Source organism: Candidatus Uabimicrobium helgolandensis (assembly GCF_041508025.1).
Lineage (GTDB): Bacteria > Planctomycetota > Uabimicrobiia > Uabimicrobiales > Uabimicrobiaceae > Uabimicrobium > Uabimicrobium helgolandensis.
In genome coordinates, this window is the sequence record NZ_CP165719.1 from 3826237 (window position 1) to 3843934 (window position 17698).

The 17698-nt window shown below is 36.2% G+C and carries 6 protein-coding genes and 1 rRNA gene; 4 read left to right on the forward strand and 3 right to left on the reverse strand.

Annotation, left to right across the window (positions count from 1 at the left end; all coding sequences use genetic code 11):
* Window positions 1-369 precede the first annotated feature (369 nt).
* From UABHE_RS14015 to UABHE_RS14025, 3 genes are all read right to left on the reverse strand, one after another.
* A 16S ribosomal RNA gene (locus UABHE_RS14015) occupies window positions 370-1927 on the reverse strand.
* A gap of 419 nt (window positions 1928-2346) precedes the next feature.
* Window positions 2347-5589 (reverse strand): FtsX-like permease family protein, encoded by a 3243-nt coding sequence (locus UABHE_RS14020; RefSeq protein ID WP_372370961.1) that lies wholly within the window; start codon window positions 5587-5589, stop codon window positions 2347-2349.
* A complete protein-coding gene (locus UABHE_RS14025; protein ID WP_372370962.1) occupies window positions 5582-6262 on the reverse strand; it encodes an ABC transporter ATP-binding protein in 681 nt (226 codons plus the stop codon). The genes UABHE_RS14020 and UABHE_RS14025 overlap by 8 nt, the downstream gene beginning before the upstream one ends.
* A gap of 426 nt (window positions 6263-6688) precedes the next feature.
* On the opposite strand from UABHE_RS14025, the gene UABHE_RS14030 reads away from it, so the two are divergent.
* The 4 genes from UABHE_RS14030 to UABHE_RS14045 all read left to right on the forward strand — a co-directional run bounded on the left by UABHE_RS14030 (window position 6689) and on the right by UABHE_RS14045 (window position 17496).
* On the forward strand, window positions 6689-9664 hold the full coding sequence (locus UABHE_RS14030; protein ID WP_372370963.1) for an MFS transporter: 2976 nt from the start codon (window positions 6689-6691) through the stop codon (window positions 9662-9664).
* Between the two features lie 390 nt (window positions 9665-10054).
* The gene (locus UABHE_RS14035; RefSeq protein ID WP_372370964.1) at window positions 10055-11122 is read left to right on the forward strand and encodes an AAA family ATPase; all 1068 of its coding nucleotides are present in this window, start codon (window positions 10055-10057) and stop codon (window positions 11120-11122) included.
* A gap of 11 nt (window positions 11123-11133) precedes the next feature.
* Window positions 11134-12438, forward strand: a complete 1305-nt coding sequence (locus tag UABHE_RS14040) for a hypothetical protein (protein ID WP_372370965.1) — start codon at window positions 11134-11136, stop codon at window positions 12436-12438.
* 9 nt (window positions 12439-12447) lie between these two features.
* Window positions 12448-17496, forward strand: a complete 5049-nt coding sequence (locus UABHE_RS14045; protein ID WP_372370966.1) for a SpoIIE family protein phosphatase — start codon at window positions 12448-12450, stop codon at window positions 17494-17496.
* Window positions 17497-17698: the final 202 nt, after the last annotated feature.

Genomic DNA, 17698 nt, shown 5'->3' on the forward strand with positions numbered 1-17698 from the left:
TCTTTTCTTTCTCTTCTCTATTTGTCAAAGATCGGTTGCAGGATTTTAACCTGCCCTTCTCGATATTCACGAGGTGCTCTTCTTCTTGAGCTATCCGAAATATTTTAGATGACCATTAAAAAAATGGAGCGAAATCCGCCCCTTTCTCCTTCCCCCCGAATTTTTACTTCATCTAACATATATATTATTTTAACAATTAGGTTAATGGACAAAGCCATCACCATTTTTAGACAATGGGCCTGGGTGGACTCGAACCACCGACCTCTCCTATACGATTTGCAAAAAAAAGGAAGGGAAAGAGAAAAGAACATTGAGTGTGTTATCTGTTTAAGGTCCAGGTGACCATTTATCGTTTCTAGTTATCCCTAGAAAGGAGGTGATCCAGCCGCAGGTTCCCCTACGGCTACCTTGTTACGACTTAGTCCCTGTCATGGAAGCTTCCTTGGGCGCCTCTCTCTCCGAAGAGTTGAGTCAACGACTTCAGGCTACCCCCACTTCAGTGGCTTGACGGGCGGTGTGTACAAGGCTCAGGAACACATTCACCGTAGTATTGCTGACCTACGATTACTAGCGATTCCAGCTTCATGGAGGCGAATTGCAGCCTCCAATCCGAACTAGGGTCAGTTTTGATGAGATTCGCTCCACCTCGCGGTTTCGCTGCCCTTTGTACTGACCATTGTAGCACGTGTGTAGCCCTGGACATAAGGGCCATGATGACTTGACGTCGTCTCCGCCTTCCTCCCACTTAACGTGGGCAGTCTCTCTAGAGTCCCCGACATTACTCGCTGGCAACTAAAGATAAAGGTTTCGCTCGTTATGGGACTTAACCCAACACCTCACGGCACGAGCTGACGACAGCCATGCAACACCTGTGATAGTTCCGCTCCGAAGAGTGTCATCCTGCTTTCACAAGACTAATCCTACCATGTCAAGTCCAGGTAAGGTTCTGCGCGTTGCTTCGAATTAAACCACATGCTCCACCGCTTGTGTGAGCCCCCGTCAATTCCTTTGAGTTTCAGCCTTGCGACCATACTCCCCAGGCGGGGCACTTAATACTTTTGCTCCGGCAGAGAGACTAAAGTCCCTCTACTTAGTGCCCATCGTTTACGGCTAGGACTACCGGGGTATCTAATCCCGTTTGCTCCCCTAGCTTTCGCACCTCAGCGTCAGTTACAGACCAGAAAGTCGCTTTCGCCACCGGCGTTCCTCCTAATATCAACGCATTTCACCGCTCCACTAGGAGTTCCACTTTCCCCTTCTGAACTCAAGAAACACAGTTTTGAACGCTATTCCATGGGTAAGCCATGGGATTTCACATTCAACTTATGCCTCCGCCTACGTGCTCTTTAAGCCCAGTGATTCCGAACAACGGTTGCCATCTCCGTATTACCGCGGCTGCTGGCACGGAGTTAGCCATGACTTCATTTTGTGCCTTTTTCAATTACAGATAGTATTATTATCTGCACCTTACTAACACATGTTAGGAGTTTACAACCCGAAGGCCTTATTCCTCCACGCGGCGTCGCTGGGTCAGACTTGCGTCCATTGCCCAATATTCCTTCCTGCTGCCTCCCGTAGGAGTCGGGCCCGTGTCTCAGTGCCCGTGTGACCGTCCACCCTCTCAGGCCGGCTATCCATCAATGCCTTGGTAGGCTTTTACCCCACCAACTAGCTAATAGAATACAAACCCCTCTCTAAGCATGAGGCCCGAAGGTCCCCCACCTTTAATTACAACAACATGCATCGCTGTAACCTTATGCGGTATTAGCAGTCCTTTCGAACTGTTATCCCCCTCTTAGAGGTAGGTCATTTATACGTTACTCACCCTTTCGCCGCTCTCCATTCCCGAAGGAACTTCTCGCTCGACTTGCATGGAATAAGCACGCCGCCACCGTTCGTTCTGAGCCAGGATCAAACCCTTCAAATAAAAAGTTTCTCCTGTTTTGTTCTTCTCACAAAGTTCTTAAACTTAATGAGCTCACACACTCGTTCTTTCTCTTTCCCTTTTTTTCAAAGATCTAAAATCTCAATAAAACCAAATTTTTTTTCTTTGCCTTTATTGAGATCAACAACTTGTTCAAAGTCGTTTTTTTCGTTTCGTGCTCGACAAGTATATCACTTATCTTTTGTTTGTCAACTTCTTTTTAAAATCTTTTTCAAAGTTTCTTAAAAGTACTGAACAAACTTGGTTCCTCTTTTTTGACAACCAGTTTTTTTTGGTTGCCCTTTCGTTCAAGGAGAAGGGATTATAGCACGGCTTCTTCAACAGTCAATATCTTTTCTTTTTTTTTCTACATCTTTTTTCCGAACACCATCCTAAGCCCTTGCAAAAAAACAACTTAAAAATCAATCTTTTTTCAAGACTTTTATTAAATCACCATTAATAACTCTTTTTAAAGTAACATATGCAACTAGTACGGTAAACAAAAACAAGCCAGAAAGAATATATAGTAAGGCTATCCAATCCACAGACGATTGGCTTGATAGAACTTGAGGATACACAGACACCAAAGCCGAAACTCCTCCACAGACCAAACCAAGAGTAGCAACAATGACTATCTCAAAAAACAATAACATTCTTATTCTTGTTAAGGACATTCCCAAAGACACAAGTAAGCTAAACTCTCCTTGTCTTTGTATAAAAGAATAAACAATTACAATCGCCAAACCAAAGATACCAAGAAAGATTCCTAATCCTCCTAAATTTGCAAACGCAAGAAGATAAGTATTCTGAACTTGGATAAAACCATTTAGTATTTCTGTTGTGGTTTTGACAGACACTCCCATTTCTCCCAGTGTCTTCTGTAACGTTTTCTGCGTTAATTTAAAATTATTTGCTTCTATTAAGTAGTATGTAGGTGAAGAGATATGAGGAAAAAGTTCGCGAAAATTATTCTCTGACATCACAATTTCGCTTGCAAAAATACTATTGTGTAATAGACCAACAAAACGCAATTTAACACTTCCTACTGCTGTTACTAAATCAATAGTTTTTCCCATTCCACTGTGTAAAGACCAAAGCACACTATTAGCATCCCCAAATACAGGAATAGTTCCATCAATACTTTTTTTATTCAACAGTGACCAAGGGTTGGACGAAGAAACAGCACTCGAAACAATAAATCCACCGCGTTCAATAAAGCGATCAGACACTCCAACAATGTTAGGCACAGTCGCTTTTGCTAGGTTTAAGCAACTGATATCTTGTCCTTTAAAAAACAGTGCTGAGAAAATATTGTTTTGCGAAAGAATACCTTCAGCATTGTCGTCAAAACCTAGCTTTTCGCGCCCTTCTGAGGAATTCATATCATGATGTATAGGGAAAGATGCTTTCGCTTGAAGAGCAAATCCTCCTGTACCCGAATTTTTATCATTTAAATCCACATCACTAAAATCATTTTTGTTTACTGCCAACGCAACAAAAAGAAAGCTAGAAAAAGCAAATAACACAAACAGTAATAAGCTACGATCGCGATACAAAGCCAAATTTTTGCGAACAAGAGAAAGGTAAGACAATTGCGAAGATGGACTTCTCTGCCAATAATAGCCCAAAACGCAATAACATCCGCCAAGAAAAGAAGTACCTGCCACAAAAAAGCCTGCTACATTTGAAATAAAATGAGACTTGGCACTAAATATAGATATGACTGCTACAAAAAATAAAGCACAAGACCAACGTCCGTATTTTCGCGGTTTATTTTTCAGTATATATATAGATAAGGATTTCCATCCTTTTAGCAATTGCAATACACTGTGCATTTTTACATGTCGAGTACCATGATACATAGATAGCCAACTGACAAAAAACCCAATTCCTGCTCCCAAAACAATAACTTGTGTATCTGCATATAACCGAATTAAAGTTGTACCTGTTGCACCCATCCATGAAGTTGTTAACAGTACAATTATATATTTAGCGTACAAAGTACCAGCTAAACCACCTAGTAGTGCTCCACAAAAACAACACAGTAAACCTTCCTGCAAAAACAAAAGTCTAATACTTTTATGAGAAAAACCGCATGCTCCCATAATTCCCATCTGGTCAGAACGCGATGTAGTATATAGTCTTGTTAACATAGATATTAACAGTAGCGCTGATAACAAAATAAAAAAATTAAGAGCAATAAACAATCCGCCAAAATCAGTTGCTCCTTGTGAAGAAACCTCAATCTGTCTTCGTATAGGTAAAAAATGCATTCCGTAGAAACCCAAGTTAGCATGCGAAATAATTTTTTCTTCCAACACACCTCGATCAATATTTTTAGAAACAATAATGCTACTTACCCAGTCAACTTGTTCACTTTGCCGATAATTCCAAATATTCTTCATTTGTTTCACAGAAATAAATACCTTAGGTGCAGCGCGATACAATTCCCAATACTCTTCATCGCGATCACTAATACTATTTAGATCGACATCAAATGGAACATTCCAGTCACCAATACTATCAGCGTTAGTTAAGCCTTCAAACTCTGGAATTAATTTAGAAGAAATAAATTCGTGATTCATTTCTAGCTGTTTAGTTACTGAAAAGGATTTTGTTTCTGTAACTAAACGTCCATTTGTTGGAATAAAATACTCCAAATCGATATTTGCATTATTACCAAGTTTAAGATCCTCTCCCAACCATTTGTTTACATAAATCTGGTTTGGAGGTATATCTAATCCCTCAACTCCAGCAATCATAGAATACGCAGCAGTATTCTCCCCATTTCCAATGTTATTCACGACATAAACAGATGCGCGCCTTGCTTTTTCTTTTAAATCGGTGAGAGCTTTATCAACACCTTGTAATTCGTAATCATGGAATATGAAATTTTTACTTTGTATTAAAAGTTGTTGTTTATTCTCGCGAAAATAAATTCCTAAATCCTCAACGGAAAGGTACTTTCTTATATTTTCTATTGGTTTTCCTGAAACAAGAAGCGTATTAATATAATGTTCACGCTCTATCTGTTTAGACAACCATTTTTGAGAAACAAACACGTTACGCGGAGTACGAGGGTTAGCATCTAAACGAAATCCCCCCATTTCTTCATCAGATAAGATATCAATAACTTTTGCACGTAAAGTGTAGACATTATCCTCATAGTTCTTACGTGCAAAAAGTGTTTCGGTAGGTACAAAACTAGAGCGATAAATATGCAAAATCAAGCGCTCACCTTTTTTAACACCCAAATCTTGAGCAAGCGATTTATTAATTGCTACTTCGCGTTTATTTAGCAATAAAGGTGTCCTATAAAAAGATGTAAACTTATCATCCACACCAAGAACATTAACCTGTGGTATAGTTATTTCATTGTACTTAGTAACACCAGACAAAGTTAGAATAGATGCAAATTGATTCTGTTTACAATCTTGCTCTATTCTCTCTAAAAATGTCCTTGTAAATAGCTTCGTACTTTTTAAAGCGTAGTCTATGCTACCGATACGTGAAGTGGCGGTGTCGAGTAAACTTTTGGGTACTGATTTACCAATAATCAAAGATCCAGTAATTACAGTAGTACCAACTACAATACCAATGATAATCAGGATTATTGACTTCCAGTAATACCGAATACTACGCCATAGTAAACGAGTTTTATTCACCTAGTGCTCCTTCACACAATGAACCATTTCGCAATACAAAACAGCGATCAAACTGCTTCGCATATTGAATATTGTGCGTCACCATAACAACAATCACTTTATTTTTATCCGCTATGCTCTTGAGTAAAGAAATAATTTTTTGGCCATTTTCTTCATCTAAATTTCCAGTAGGTTCATCACAAAGAAGTAACTTCGAGGCACTCATAATACTGCGTGCAATTGCAATTCTTTGACATTCTCCTCCTGATATTTGCCAAGGATAAAAATTCTTGCGCTTTTCTAAACCAACAAAATTTAAAATCTCTTCTGCATTCTCTTTACCACTTTTAGTAATAAGAGTAGGTAATAAAACATTTTCTAAAGCGGTTAATTGAGGGAGAAGATGATGATTTTGAAATACAAAACCAATATGGTGGCCGCGAAAAAATTCTTGTTCTTTTTGCGAAATTGACTGTAGTTCTTTATCTCCCAACTTAACCATTCCAGAGTCAGGAACATCCAGTAAACCAATAATGTTTAGCAAAGTACTTTTCCCTGCTCCTGAAGGTCCAACAATAGCAATTGTTTCTCCAGGCTGCGCTGAAAAATCAACATTTTGCAGTATATTAATAGTAGAGTCTGCATGTTGAAAATTTTTGCATATAGATTTTATTTCTAAACTATCTGCGTTCATTATTCTCCAACTTTCTTAGAGTCTGTTATAAAACCGTAACAGGTTCTCAAATAATTCATTCATTAATAAAGTTAATAATACAGGATTTTTTATCCTTTTATAGATTTCTTTTCACTTTAGTATTTTCTTCGTCATTCCCCTATTTTTAACTAAGTGAGGGGCAATTCTCAAAAGCAAATTTTATTTAATTGATCATTCGCTCTATGAAAATAAAAGTATTTTTTGCTAGATCTTTTACATTCTGATACAATCTTTTTACATTCTATAGGGCGTATTGATATTTATCTTCCTTATAATTGGGCTCTTTTAGAGACTCTAAATTAATTCATATTATACAAAAATTTAAATATCCAACCCTTAAACAATCAAACAATTGTAAGCGTGTAATTATAATAAGTTTTCTTCTCTCTTTTCAATAGGTAGAAAATGGATTCGCCACACCATACAACAGTAAAATCTCCCAGCTTTATATCATTTTTGTTGGGACAAGCCTTCGGGGTTATTAACGATAATGCTATAAAAATGACAATGACAGCTTTTGTACTTGATTCAATTGTTCGCGAACAACAAGTGCTATATAATAGTATAATAGCTGCTCTTCTCCCCATTGCTTTTTTAATGTTTTCTCCTTTTGCAGGTTATTTATCTGACCGCTATGCAAAAAACAAAGTGCTTTTTTATGCTAAAAGCCCAGAAATTCTTGCTATGCTATTTTCATGTGTGGCATTGTATTTTTCAAGCTTACCTCTCCTTCTTATTTCTTTTTTTCTCATGTCAACACAAAGTGCTTTTTTTGGGCCTGCTAAATACGGTATACTCCCAGAGACTTTCCACAAAGAAGACCTATCAATGGCCAATGGCCTACTAAATATGACAACTAATATAGCTATTTTACTAGGTGCTGTACTAGGTGGTTTGCTGTTCGATAAATTCCAAAGTAATTTAGCCTGGGCTGGCGTTATTTACTTTGTTATTGCAGTTATAGGTACTTTTTTTATATATTTCGCTCCTAAAGTCCGTGCGAAAAAGCAAAACAATCCCCTAGAATGGAATGTAATTTCCTATCTATGGAAAAACTTCCCGAGAATATCTAAAACTCCGACTATTATGAATACTATTTATGGCATAACTTTTTTCTACGCTCTTGGCGCTCTTTTTATGTCAGTAATTCCTGTATATGCAAAAAATATCATGGGACTAGGAAGTGCTGCTGCCACATTAACACTTGCTTTGTTGACCGTTGGCATTGCAATTGGATCAGTCTTAGTAGGACACTTATCACGCGATAGTATTGAAACAGGATGGGTTCCTTTTGCTTGTTTATCTCTAGGTATTTTTTCCCTTGATCTTGCATGGTATGGGAATACAGGTACTAGAACCTTTATGAATTTTACTTTTCGATCGATAATTGATCTTTTTATGCTCGGAATATCAGCTGGTTTTTTTATTGTACCACTCTATGCTCAATTACAAGCAAGAAGTCCTGAAAACGAAAAAGGTAATTACATAGCGTTTTCTAACATTATAAGTTTTACTGGTATTTTGGCTGCCTCTTTGTTGGCAATCTTTTTATCAAGCGTTCTACAAATGAATTCAGCCAAAATAATGGTCACTATTGGTTGTTGCACTATAACTTACGCAATTTTAATGGCACTAACAGCTCCTGGTTTAGTATTGCGAATCATTATCATAGAAATAGTCAATACTGTATTCAAGGTTCGCACTATCAATAAACACAATCAACCGAAGCAAGGCATTGTAGTCGCCAACCACCTATCTTACTTTGATCCATTTATACTAGGATCCACATTTGAAAAAATGTTAAGTTATCTCATGTTTCGCGGTTTTTACGAAATGCCTGTTGGTAACTGGATATGGAAAAAGCTCAATTGTATACCTGTATCAGGAGGTGATTCTTCCGAGAAAAAACAACAGTCTTTAGATATAGCACATAAATTTATGCAAAACGACGGCGTTGTATGTATTTTTCCTGAAGGTAAAATTTGGCGTACAGGAAATCTTCTTCCTTTTAAAAGCGGGTTTCAAAAAATTGTCGATGGCGTAAATTGTCAAGTTGTTCCGGTATACCTCGACGGTCTATGGGGAAGCGTTTTTAGTTACGAAAGAGGAAAATTCATATTTAAAAGGCCTATTAAGTTCTCTGACTCGGTAAATGTTATTTTTGGAGAGCCTTTGCCATCTAGCGTAGACGCTTTTACTGCAAGATCAAAAGTAATGGAGCTCTCTGCTGAAGCATATACACATCGCTTAAAAGATCCATTACCACTACACATACAATTTATCACGATAGCCAAACGTAACTGGAAAAAACCATTTATCACTACACAAAAAACAACTTTAACCTTTGGAGAAGTTCTGGCTCAGGCTTTATCATGGAGTCCAACTGAAAAAATTACACAAAATTCAAAAATAGCAATCAATCTTCCAAACGATCAAGCTTTTATTGCACACCTTGCTCTTCTTTATAAAGGATTTGTTCCAATTCATATAGATGAAAAAGATAGCCACTTGGTATTGCCAAAACTTGAGTATCTTATTACAAATGATGATTCACTAAAAGACAAAACAACAAGCACTAAAGTTCTTTCATGGGACACCCCTGACAAAAAAGTGTCGCTTGCGCTCAAATCAGCAAAAAACATTATTAAAAATCATGTTGTAGGCAATAAAGAAAAATGTGATGAAGAAATAACAGTGTATTCTGAAAACTTTACATCTATAAGTCATCGTAATATATATAGTAGCGTAAAAGCTTTTCACCAAACATTCGAACTAAAAAACGAAACATTCTTAGCTATAGAGCCCATACACAAACCTTTTTCATTGGTAACGAATTTCTGGTTACCTGCTTTCCATGCCCAACACATATTATGTGTTGAACCAACCGCTGAAAATTTTAACGATTGCAAGCATAAAATATCAATGTTATTTACCGATAGTACAGAAAAACACTTACCATACATTAATCAAATAGCTTCCCAAATTCGTTATTTTGGTTTAGTAACAGATATTTTAAATGAAAATGAGCGTAAAAAGTATCAACAAGAGTTTGCAATTGACATCATGCAACTCTTCGCACTAGATAGTTGTGGGCCTTTAGTTGCTTTAAACAGACCAGACTTTATTGACGAAGAAAATTTCAATACTCAAATCGGAACAAGACCAGGTTCAGTAGGCCTCCCGTTTCCAGAAGTCGCTGTAAGAATAGTGAATCTAGAAACAATGCAAGATGTAGGAATTGACAACAAAGGAACTATAATTATCAAAGGTCCAAATGTAGCACAAAAAAGCAAGAATCCGCACCTAGAGTTCCGTGATAACTGGCTTGTTACTAAACTTCAAGGTAAATTTGACGAAAAATGCTTTATTCATTTAGAGTAATCTCAGGGCGTTTAGGCACTCAGGTTTTTATATAATACGAATTATTTTAGAGGGTGGCGAAACGCTTGAAAGCGCTAAGTTGTACTCTATAATAGAAGAGCAATCTCTAAAATAGTTAAGTTATAAGGAAGACAAATACTGACATGCCCTAATTAATAATGTAAAAACTGAATGTCGACACCTGCAAGCAACTTGATAAATTATTTTTTAGCCTCTATCTTAGTTACTTGCTTTGTCTATAAAAAGAGCTTATACTTTAAAATGTGACGAAAACAATTTTACATAACACTCGGCAATTATTAGTAAATGAACTACTACTATAAGTAGTTGACATTTAAAGCTCAAAACGACAATTTTTATACTTAACAACATACATTTGAGGCACGATTTATGAACATAACCGCTGAAGAAAAACAAGAGATACAACATCTCCGTGGAATACATCAACAAGTATGTGAACAGCTCAAAAAGCGTATTGTTGGTCTAGAAGAAGCGATAGAACAAATTTTAATAGCCATATTTAGTGGTAGTCATGCTTTAGTCGTAGGTGTTCCTGGTTTAGCAAAAACTTTATTAATTCGTTCTATATCAGAATTACTAGATTTAAAGTTCAGCCGTATCCAATTTACTCCAGACCTTATGCCTTCAGACATAACAGGAACTGAAATTTTGGTAGAAGATGCAACAGATAACTCGCGAAAATTCTCATTTTTACAAGGGCCCATTTTTACGAATATCCTTCTAGCAGATGAGATAAACCGTACTCCACCAAAAACCCAGTCTGCTCTTTTAGAGGCAATGGAAGAGCACACAGTAAGCTCGATAGGTACGCGCTTTGAGTTAGAGCCACCATTTTTTGTTCTAGCCACGCAGAATCCTGTGGAACAAGAAGGAACATATCCTCTGCCTATTTCACAGCTAGATCGATTTATGTTCAACATACTGTTTGATTATCCAACAAAAGAAGAAGAGTATCGGATACTACGCCTTACGGTTTCAAATAAAAGCAGTGAATTTACACCTCTTATATCACAAGAAACTATATTAAAATCACTTAAATTAGTACGAAAGATAGACACACCACAATCTTTAATAGACTATACTATTAAACTATGTCGTAACACTCGTCCAGATGTTAGCGATATACAATATGCGATTGACAACATCGCTTGGGGTGTTAGTCCAAGAGCAACGCAAGCAGTAATTATAGGTGCCAAAGCACGGGCAATGCTTCAAGGACGTTTCACCGTAACAGCAAAAGACATACGTGAGATCATTCAGCCTGCACTTAGACATAGAATTGTACTAAATTACACCGCTGAAGCTGAAGGCATAACACCAGACCAAATTATTGAAGAAGTCGTAGATAATACGCCTGCACCTGATGGTTATAAGAAAAGAAAACAAAAAAATAGTTATTCGCAAAAACTCTACATTGCGATGGCAGGACAAAGATAAAGGTAAAAATAATGGATGAATGGTTTGAAGTAGTTGTAGAAATACTACAAAGTCATAAGGATGGAGAATACTCTATCTTAGAGGAAGCGCAATCGTTACCAGAAAATGCTCCTTTAGAAATACAAGCACTACTTTGTATGTCACTTTGCCAAGTTGCTATGGACGCAAATAAACACGATCTAGCAATTGAATATCTTAAACTGGCCATAAAGCATGCAGACCAAGATGCAACAAACATGGTACAACATGAACAATTATTTTTTTTAGAGTGTCTCCTTAACACTAAATTTCTTCATTCTTTCGATAAAACAATTGCAAAAGCAAGAGGTAGTCGCTACAAAAATCACTACCTAATACAATCTATTGTTGGAGATTGTTTATACTGGTGCGGCCATTTTAGTGAAGCCCTTGAAACCTACCAAAAAATAATAAACAGTAGTCAAGCAGAAGATTTTAACAGTGAAGAATATGAACACAAAATTGCCAGAACAAATATTAAACTACAAAAGTATTCAAAAGCACAAACAACTCTAGAAAGAATCGTACAAAATCATGAAGTAAACGACAATACACCTGATTACGTTTTCCATTCTTTACAAGAGTTAATTACACTAAATAATCAAAACCGTTCTCCGCAAAATATAGAAACACTTGCCAGTAAAGTACAAGGTATAAACCTACACCACCCTTATAAAAAAGCTTATGTGAATCATATTTGTGGTTTATCTTCTTTTTTCCAAGATAATTTAGAACAAGCAGAATCATTTTTTCATAAAGTGCTACAAGCACCTATTCGCGATTTTGAAAAACTACCTTCTGTTGTAGCTCTAATTAGTCTATACCACAAAACGAAAACAAGCAGTGAGCAACTAACAAACAAATATTCGTTTGCGAACATGTTCTGGGAAAAAGAAATACAACAACTTTTCTCACCGAAAAAAGTAGAAACTACAATTGATACCGAAGAACCATACGAAGAGGTTCCTGTTTCTACAACAGCTAAAGAACCAAAAAAAGTTTCTGTAAAATCTCTCAGACAAAAAATGCTTGAGAACGTTAATAAAACAGAAATAAATACTCCATTAGAAACAAATGCACAAAAAGAAGAGCCACAACAAAAAGCTACCGCACAAAAAATACAAGCAAAAGCAAAAGCAAAAACAAAGTCACAAGAAAAACCACAGCAAACGCAAAAAAACGAATTGCCAGAAGAAAATACCCAACAAGAAACAAATGTACAACAAGAAGAAAAGCCATATGACATTCCGTTATCGGCTCTTTTATTAGGTATCGAATCACTCCACAAACAAAGTTAATGTACAATAATGCATACATATAAAACAGGCGATATTATAGATAACCGCTATAAACTAACAAAACTACTTGGCAGTGGCCGCGTAGGAAAAGTTTACTTAGCTACAGATCAAAATAATAATAAAAACGTTGCATTAAAGATGCTCATTCAAAGCCTAGATTCAGAAAGAGAGCAAACTCTTTTTAAAAGAGAATTTATCTCTATAAAAAACTTAAATCATCCAGGAGTTGTAAAAGTTTTTGAACAAGGAGAAAACTTCTTTACAATGGAGTATGTGGATGGTTCTTCTTTGAATTCACTGAAAGAATATGAGTTCTCTCAAATATTTGATGTCTGTACTGAAATCACTAAAATATTGGATTATATTCATAAACAAGGCGTAATACATCGCGATTTAAAGCCTGATAATATAAAAATAAATAGTAAACTAGAGCCAAAAATTCTAGATTTTGGTTTTGCTACATACGACAACGTACAAAACTTCTTAGATCCCAAAGCAGACATCATGGGAACTTTAAATTACATGGCTCCTGAAATGATAAAAGGCTTTCAAATAGATACACGTGCTGATCTATACTCGCTGGGCGTTTTATTTTATGAGCTTGTCACAGGTGAGGTTCCATTCAAAAGCAATGACATAATCACCACTGTACTGAAACAAGTAGAAACAACAGCTTGTCTTCCTAGCAAGGTGAACCCAAAAATAGTTCCTGGCTTTGAAACAATTATTATGAAATTGATTGAAAAATCTCCAGCGAAACGATTTCAATCAGCAGAAGAACTTCTAGGTGCTATGCTAAAGCTAGCAGGGAAATCGGAAATACGCGACATCAAAATAGAACGCGGAGAACATCTACTCTCAAATCCTAAATTCTGTGGTCGAGAAAATGAGCTAAAACAATTATCCTTGGGGTTTTCAAAAGCACTAAAAGGACGAGGCTATTTCATTACTATTTCTGGAGAAAGCGGTATTGGAAAAACGGCACTATTAAAACACTTTCAATCGCAAATCGCAGAAGGCACTATTTCTATATTAGCAGACTGTACATTAAGAACTTCTACAGAATATCCTATATTCTCACAAGCCATTGAACAAATACTAGAACACTTTAAAAAAGAAGCGCCAAATATCTTGTCTGAAATACTCGATAGGTGGGGAAACGTATTGTGGTCTCTAAATCCAAATTTGTTCGAACAAGACAACTACTATTCACATATAAAGCCAGAAAAACCTCTTGCTAATAATCTTATCGAAGAAAAAATTTGCGAATTTTTTATTGAAATATCCAAATACCACTTTTTATCTTTATTTGCTGATAATATTCACAATCTCGATGAAAAAAATTGCCAACTACTACTCAAATTTGTACAAAAAACGCAAAACATTTCACTATTCGTATGCTGTACACACAATAGCTTTCTTGAAAGTGCTCAAATTCCCTTGCATAAATTCACTTCTAGTTTCCAATGGAAGAAAATTTGCGAAGAAATAGAGCTGACACCTCTTAAAAAAGATGATGTAAAAAACCTATTTTCTTCCATGGTTAATAACCAATACATGGATTCTAATGTACTAGATAAGCTATATGAAGTAAGTTGCGGAGTGCCTATTCTTTTAGAAGAATCAATTAAAAAACTTGCAAATGATGGTCTTATTTATCAAAAAGGTGGCTTGTGGGTTATTGACATAGATGACTTGCGTAAAATAAAGCGTCCTAATTTATTAGAGGAGTCTCTTCTAGAGAAATACACATCCCTCAATGAAAAAGAGCTACAGATTATCCAACTTGCGGCTATCGCAGGGCACCCTCTTTCTCAAACCTTGATTGAAAAAATACTCAACTCTCAAACACTAAATCAAGTATTCGAAAAATTAATCACTACAGGGTTTATTCTAGAGAAAAACCAAAGCTATGTCATAGGGTCACAAAAGTTAGCAAAAAAAATATACAACAAAATACCTGTTGTTAAAAAACGTGGCCTCCACAAAAAAATAGCAGAGCAACTAGAAGAACAAGATCTGCAAAATAATATAGAGAACCTAGCTTATCACTATACACAAGCCTCGCAAACCAGTAAAGCTTTCTACTATCTTACTCAATCAGGTGATATGTGCAAAAAGCAGTACCTATACAGTCCTGCCCTTAACTACTATCATAAAGCAATTAATATAGGTTACAAAACAACACCACAACAACAAATAGATCTATTGATTAAACTTGGTAACATTCATCTTTTTTGTGGGCAATATAAAGAGTCCTTGACTGTGTTTGAAAAAAGTTTGCTCATAGTGCAACAAAACAAGCTAGAGACAAACAACGCAATTGATAAGGGAATAGGTGATTCCGCTTTCAAAAATGGCCTTTTTGATAAAGCAATTCACCATTATAAAAATTTACTTACTAATTTACGTAATCAAGGGCAAAAAATCGCAGAAGAACTTTTAACAATGGCTTCTATTTACATCGTAATGGGGTCGTACAACGAATCAGAGAAGCTACTCAGCGAATCTCTAGAACTTGCTAAAAGTGAAAAAAATATAGAATTGCAAGCCTCTATTTACAGCTCTTTTGCTTCTATTCACGCAGTTAAAGGTCAACTGCCTAACGCAATGAATCACTATTTAATGGCTTTCAAAATACTACATTCTTCTGAAAATCTCCCACTAAAAGCAAAAGTAGCAGAGGGAATTGCTCGTACTTATATTCGTAAAGGTCAAATAGATTTAGCATATCGTTACTTGGAAGAAGCTTCTTACATTTGTAATATGGTTGGTGATCGCGAGCGATTTATTATAGTAAAAATCAACTTAGGGAAACTATTTGAATTACGCGGACAATTTTCTCGTTCCCTCAAAATATACAAAGAATGTTTGAGTTTTGCAGAAGAAAGCCAAGTTAAAATAGGTGAAGGTTATGCCTTGTTAGAAATTAGCCGCGCAATGAATGTTCTTGAACAAGACACCGAAGCATTGCAATTTATTAAACGCGCAATAAAAATATTCGATGATTTAAAAATTCAATCTGCATCGGCAACAGCATACAAAATATTAGGTCAAACCTATGCTGCTCAAGGAAAAATATCAGAAGCACAAGAAATTTTTAGCCTAAGTGAAACTTTATTTTTATCTCTAAACATGAAATGGGCTTTGTCTGATGTATACTTAAGTTTATCAGAAACTCTTGCTGATGACGAAGCAAACAAAACTCTAAACAAAGCTCTAAAAATCAGTAAAAAACATGACGATGACATAATGTCAGCCAAAATACACACTAGATACGCAATATTTTGTAGCAAAAGAGGACACAACCAACAAGCACTAGAACATTTTGTATCAGCAATTGTTTTACTAGAAAGAGTTGTCAACAAACTAGAACTAGCAAAAGCATACTTTGAGTACGGCAAAGCACTCCTTCATTTTGAAAAAGAAGGGGAGAAGGGTTTTATCAAAGTAGCTATAAACCAGCTTGAAAAAGCAAAAGAAATATATATTCAAGCAGAAATTGTTCCTCTACAAAATAAAACGAACCTCCTCATTAAACAATGTAAGCGAGAAACTTCGACTGTCGATTACAAAAAAGATATTGGTGCAAAACTACGAGAATTCGGACAAGAGATATCTGCATGTGAAAGAGAATACCAGAAACAAATACAGAACTTTAAAAAACAACTTGAAGCGAGTAAAGATATGGGACAAGAATATGTAGATAGTATCCAGGAAAAACTAAGTGGAATGCAAAAACAATTTGAAGAACAATTACAAGTTCTAACATCAAAAAATACAACTCTTATCAACCAAGTACAAGAGCTTAAAGCTGAGAGAGAAAGTTTACTTACACTACAAAAAGTTTCTACAACCATTAATTCAGTCCTAGATTCAAAAAAATTATTCGATCTCATCATGGACATGGTAATTCGTGAGCTCAAAGCCGAGCGTGGATTTGTTGTCTTGAATGACAATGACACCTTAAATTTTAAAGCAGCAAGAAACATAGACGAAAAAGAACTATCTACATCTGAAAGTAATCTGTCAACAAGTATAGTACAAAAAGTAATAAAAACTGGTGAACCAGTTTTGACTTCAGATGCACAAGCAGATGGTCGGTTTCAATCGCAATCCATTGTTGACTTAAAACTACGTTCAATTCTTTGTGTACCATTTAATATTAAAGATAAAACAATAGGCGCTGTTTATGTGGATAACCGTTTAGTGTCTGGGCTTTTTACAGAACACGATCTCGACTTTCTGATTTCTTTTTCTAATCAAGCTGCCATTGCACTAGAGAATGCTTTTCTATATGAAGAGCTAAGAGAAAAAGAACGCATTGAGCAAGAAATCAGTATTGCTGCCAAAATACAATCGGGCTTACTTCCAAAAACTTTACCCGAAATTCAGGGCATAAATGTTTATGGTAAAATGATTCCAGCGCGCCAAGTAGGTGGTGATTATTACGATTTTATCACCCATGCAGAAAATGAAACACTATCTATTGTAATCGGAGATGTATCCGGCAAAGGTGTTCCCGCCGGACTCGTAATGGTAATGGCACGACTAATTCTCCATCATTTTCTCTACAATAGTCAATTATCAACCAAAGAAATTCTACTAGAAACTAACAGTATCCTAAAAGACAACACAGAACCTTTTATTTTTATGTCAATGTTGTTAGTTCATTGGAACAACAAAACTCAAAAACTCGTCTACACAGGCGCAGGACATGAAAACCTCATTACAATAAGAGGAGATACTGCTCCGGAAGCTACTCCAGCTGGTGGGGTCGTTCTAGGTGTAAAAGACAATATCACAGATTTTCTAGAAGAAAAAGAATTACAACTAAACGCTGGTGATAAAGTTGTTTTTTATACCGATGGAGTTACCGATGCAATGTCTCCAACAGGCGATATGCTTGAAATGGATGGCCTACTAGAAATAATCAATCATCACCGCGATAAAAACCCACAAGATATGGTTTACGGAATACTCGAAGATTTAGAGTCCTTCATGAAAGACCAAGAACAACATGATGATATAACTCTAACAGTGCTAGAAAAACTCTAGAAGACTTCTAACAATAGATCTAGCAGTTATGCACTTGATTGTGCATAACTAGGGCGGTCATCATTCAATACAGATAAAAATATAACGGATTCATTTAATGATACGCCAGTAGTATTGAGCCCGAGCCCGTTTGCGAGCCCGCGCCCGAAAACTTTTTGAGAGCGACAGAAAGTGATTTATTGGTTCAATACTAGTTTTTTGC

Coding starts and splice junctions, on each gene's coding strand:
- UABHE_RS14035 (WP_372370964.1), top strand. CDS start 10,055: ATGAACATAACCGCTGAAGAAAAACAAGAGATACAACATCTCCGTGGA.
- UABHE_RS14030 (WP_372370963.1), top strand. CDS start 6,689: ATGGATTCGCCACACCATACAACAGTAAAATCTCCCAGCTTTATATCA.
- UABHE_RS14025 (WP_372370962.1), bottom strand. CDS start 6,262: ATGAACGCAGATAGTTTAGAAATAAAATCTATATGCAAAAATTTTCAA.
- UABHE_RS14040 (WP_372370965.1), top strand. CDS start 11,134: ATGGATGAATGGTTTGAAGTAGTTGTAGAAATACTACAAAGTCATAAG.
- UABHE_RS14045 (WP_372370966.1), top strand. CDS start 12,448: ATGCATACATATAAAACAGGCGATATTATAGATAACCGCTATAAACTA.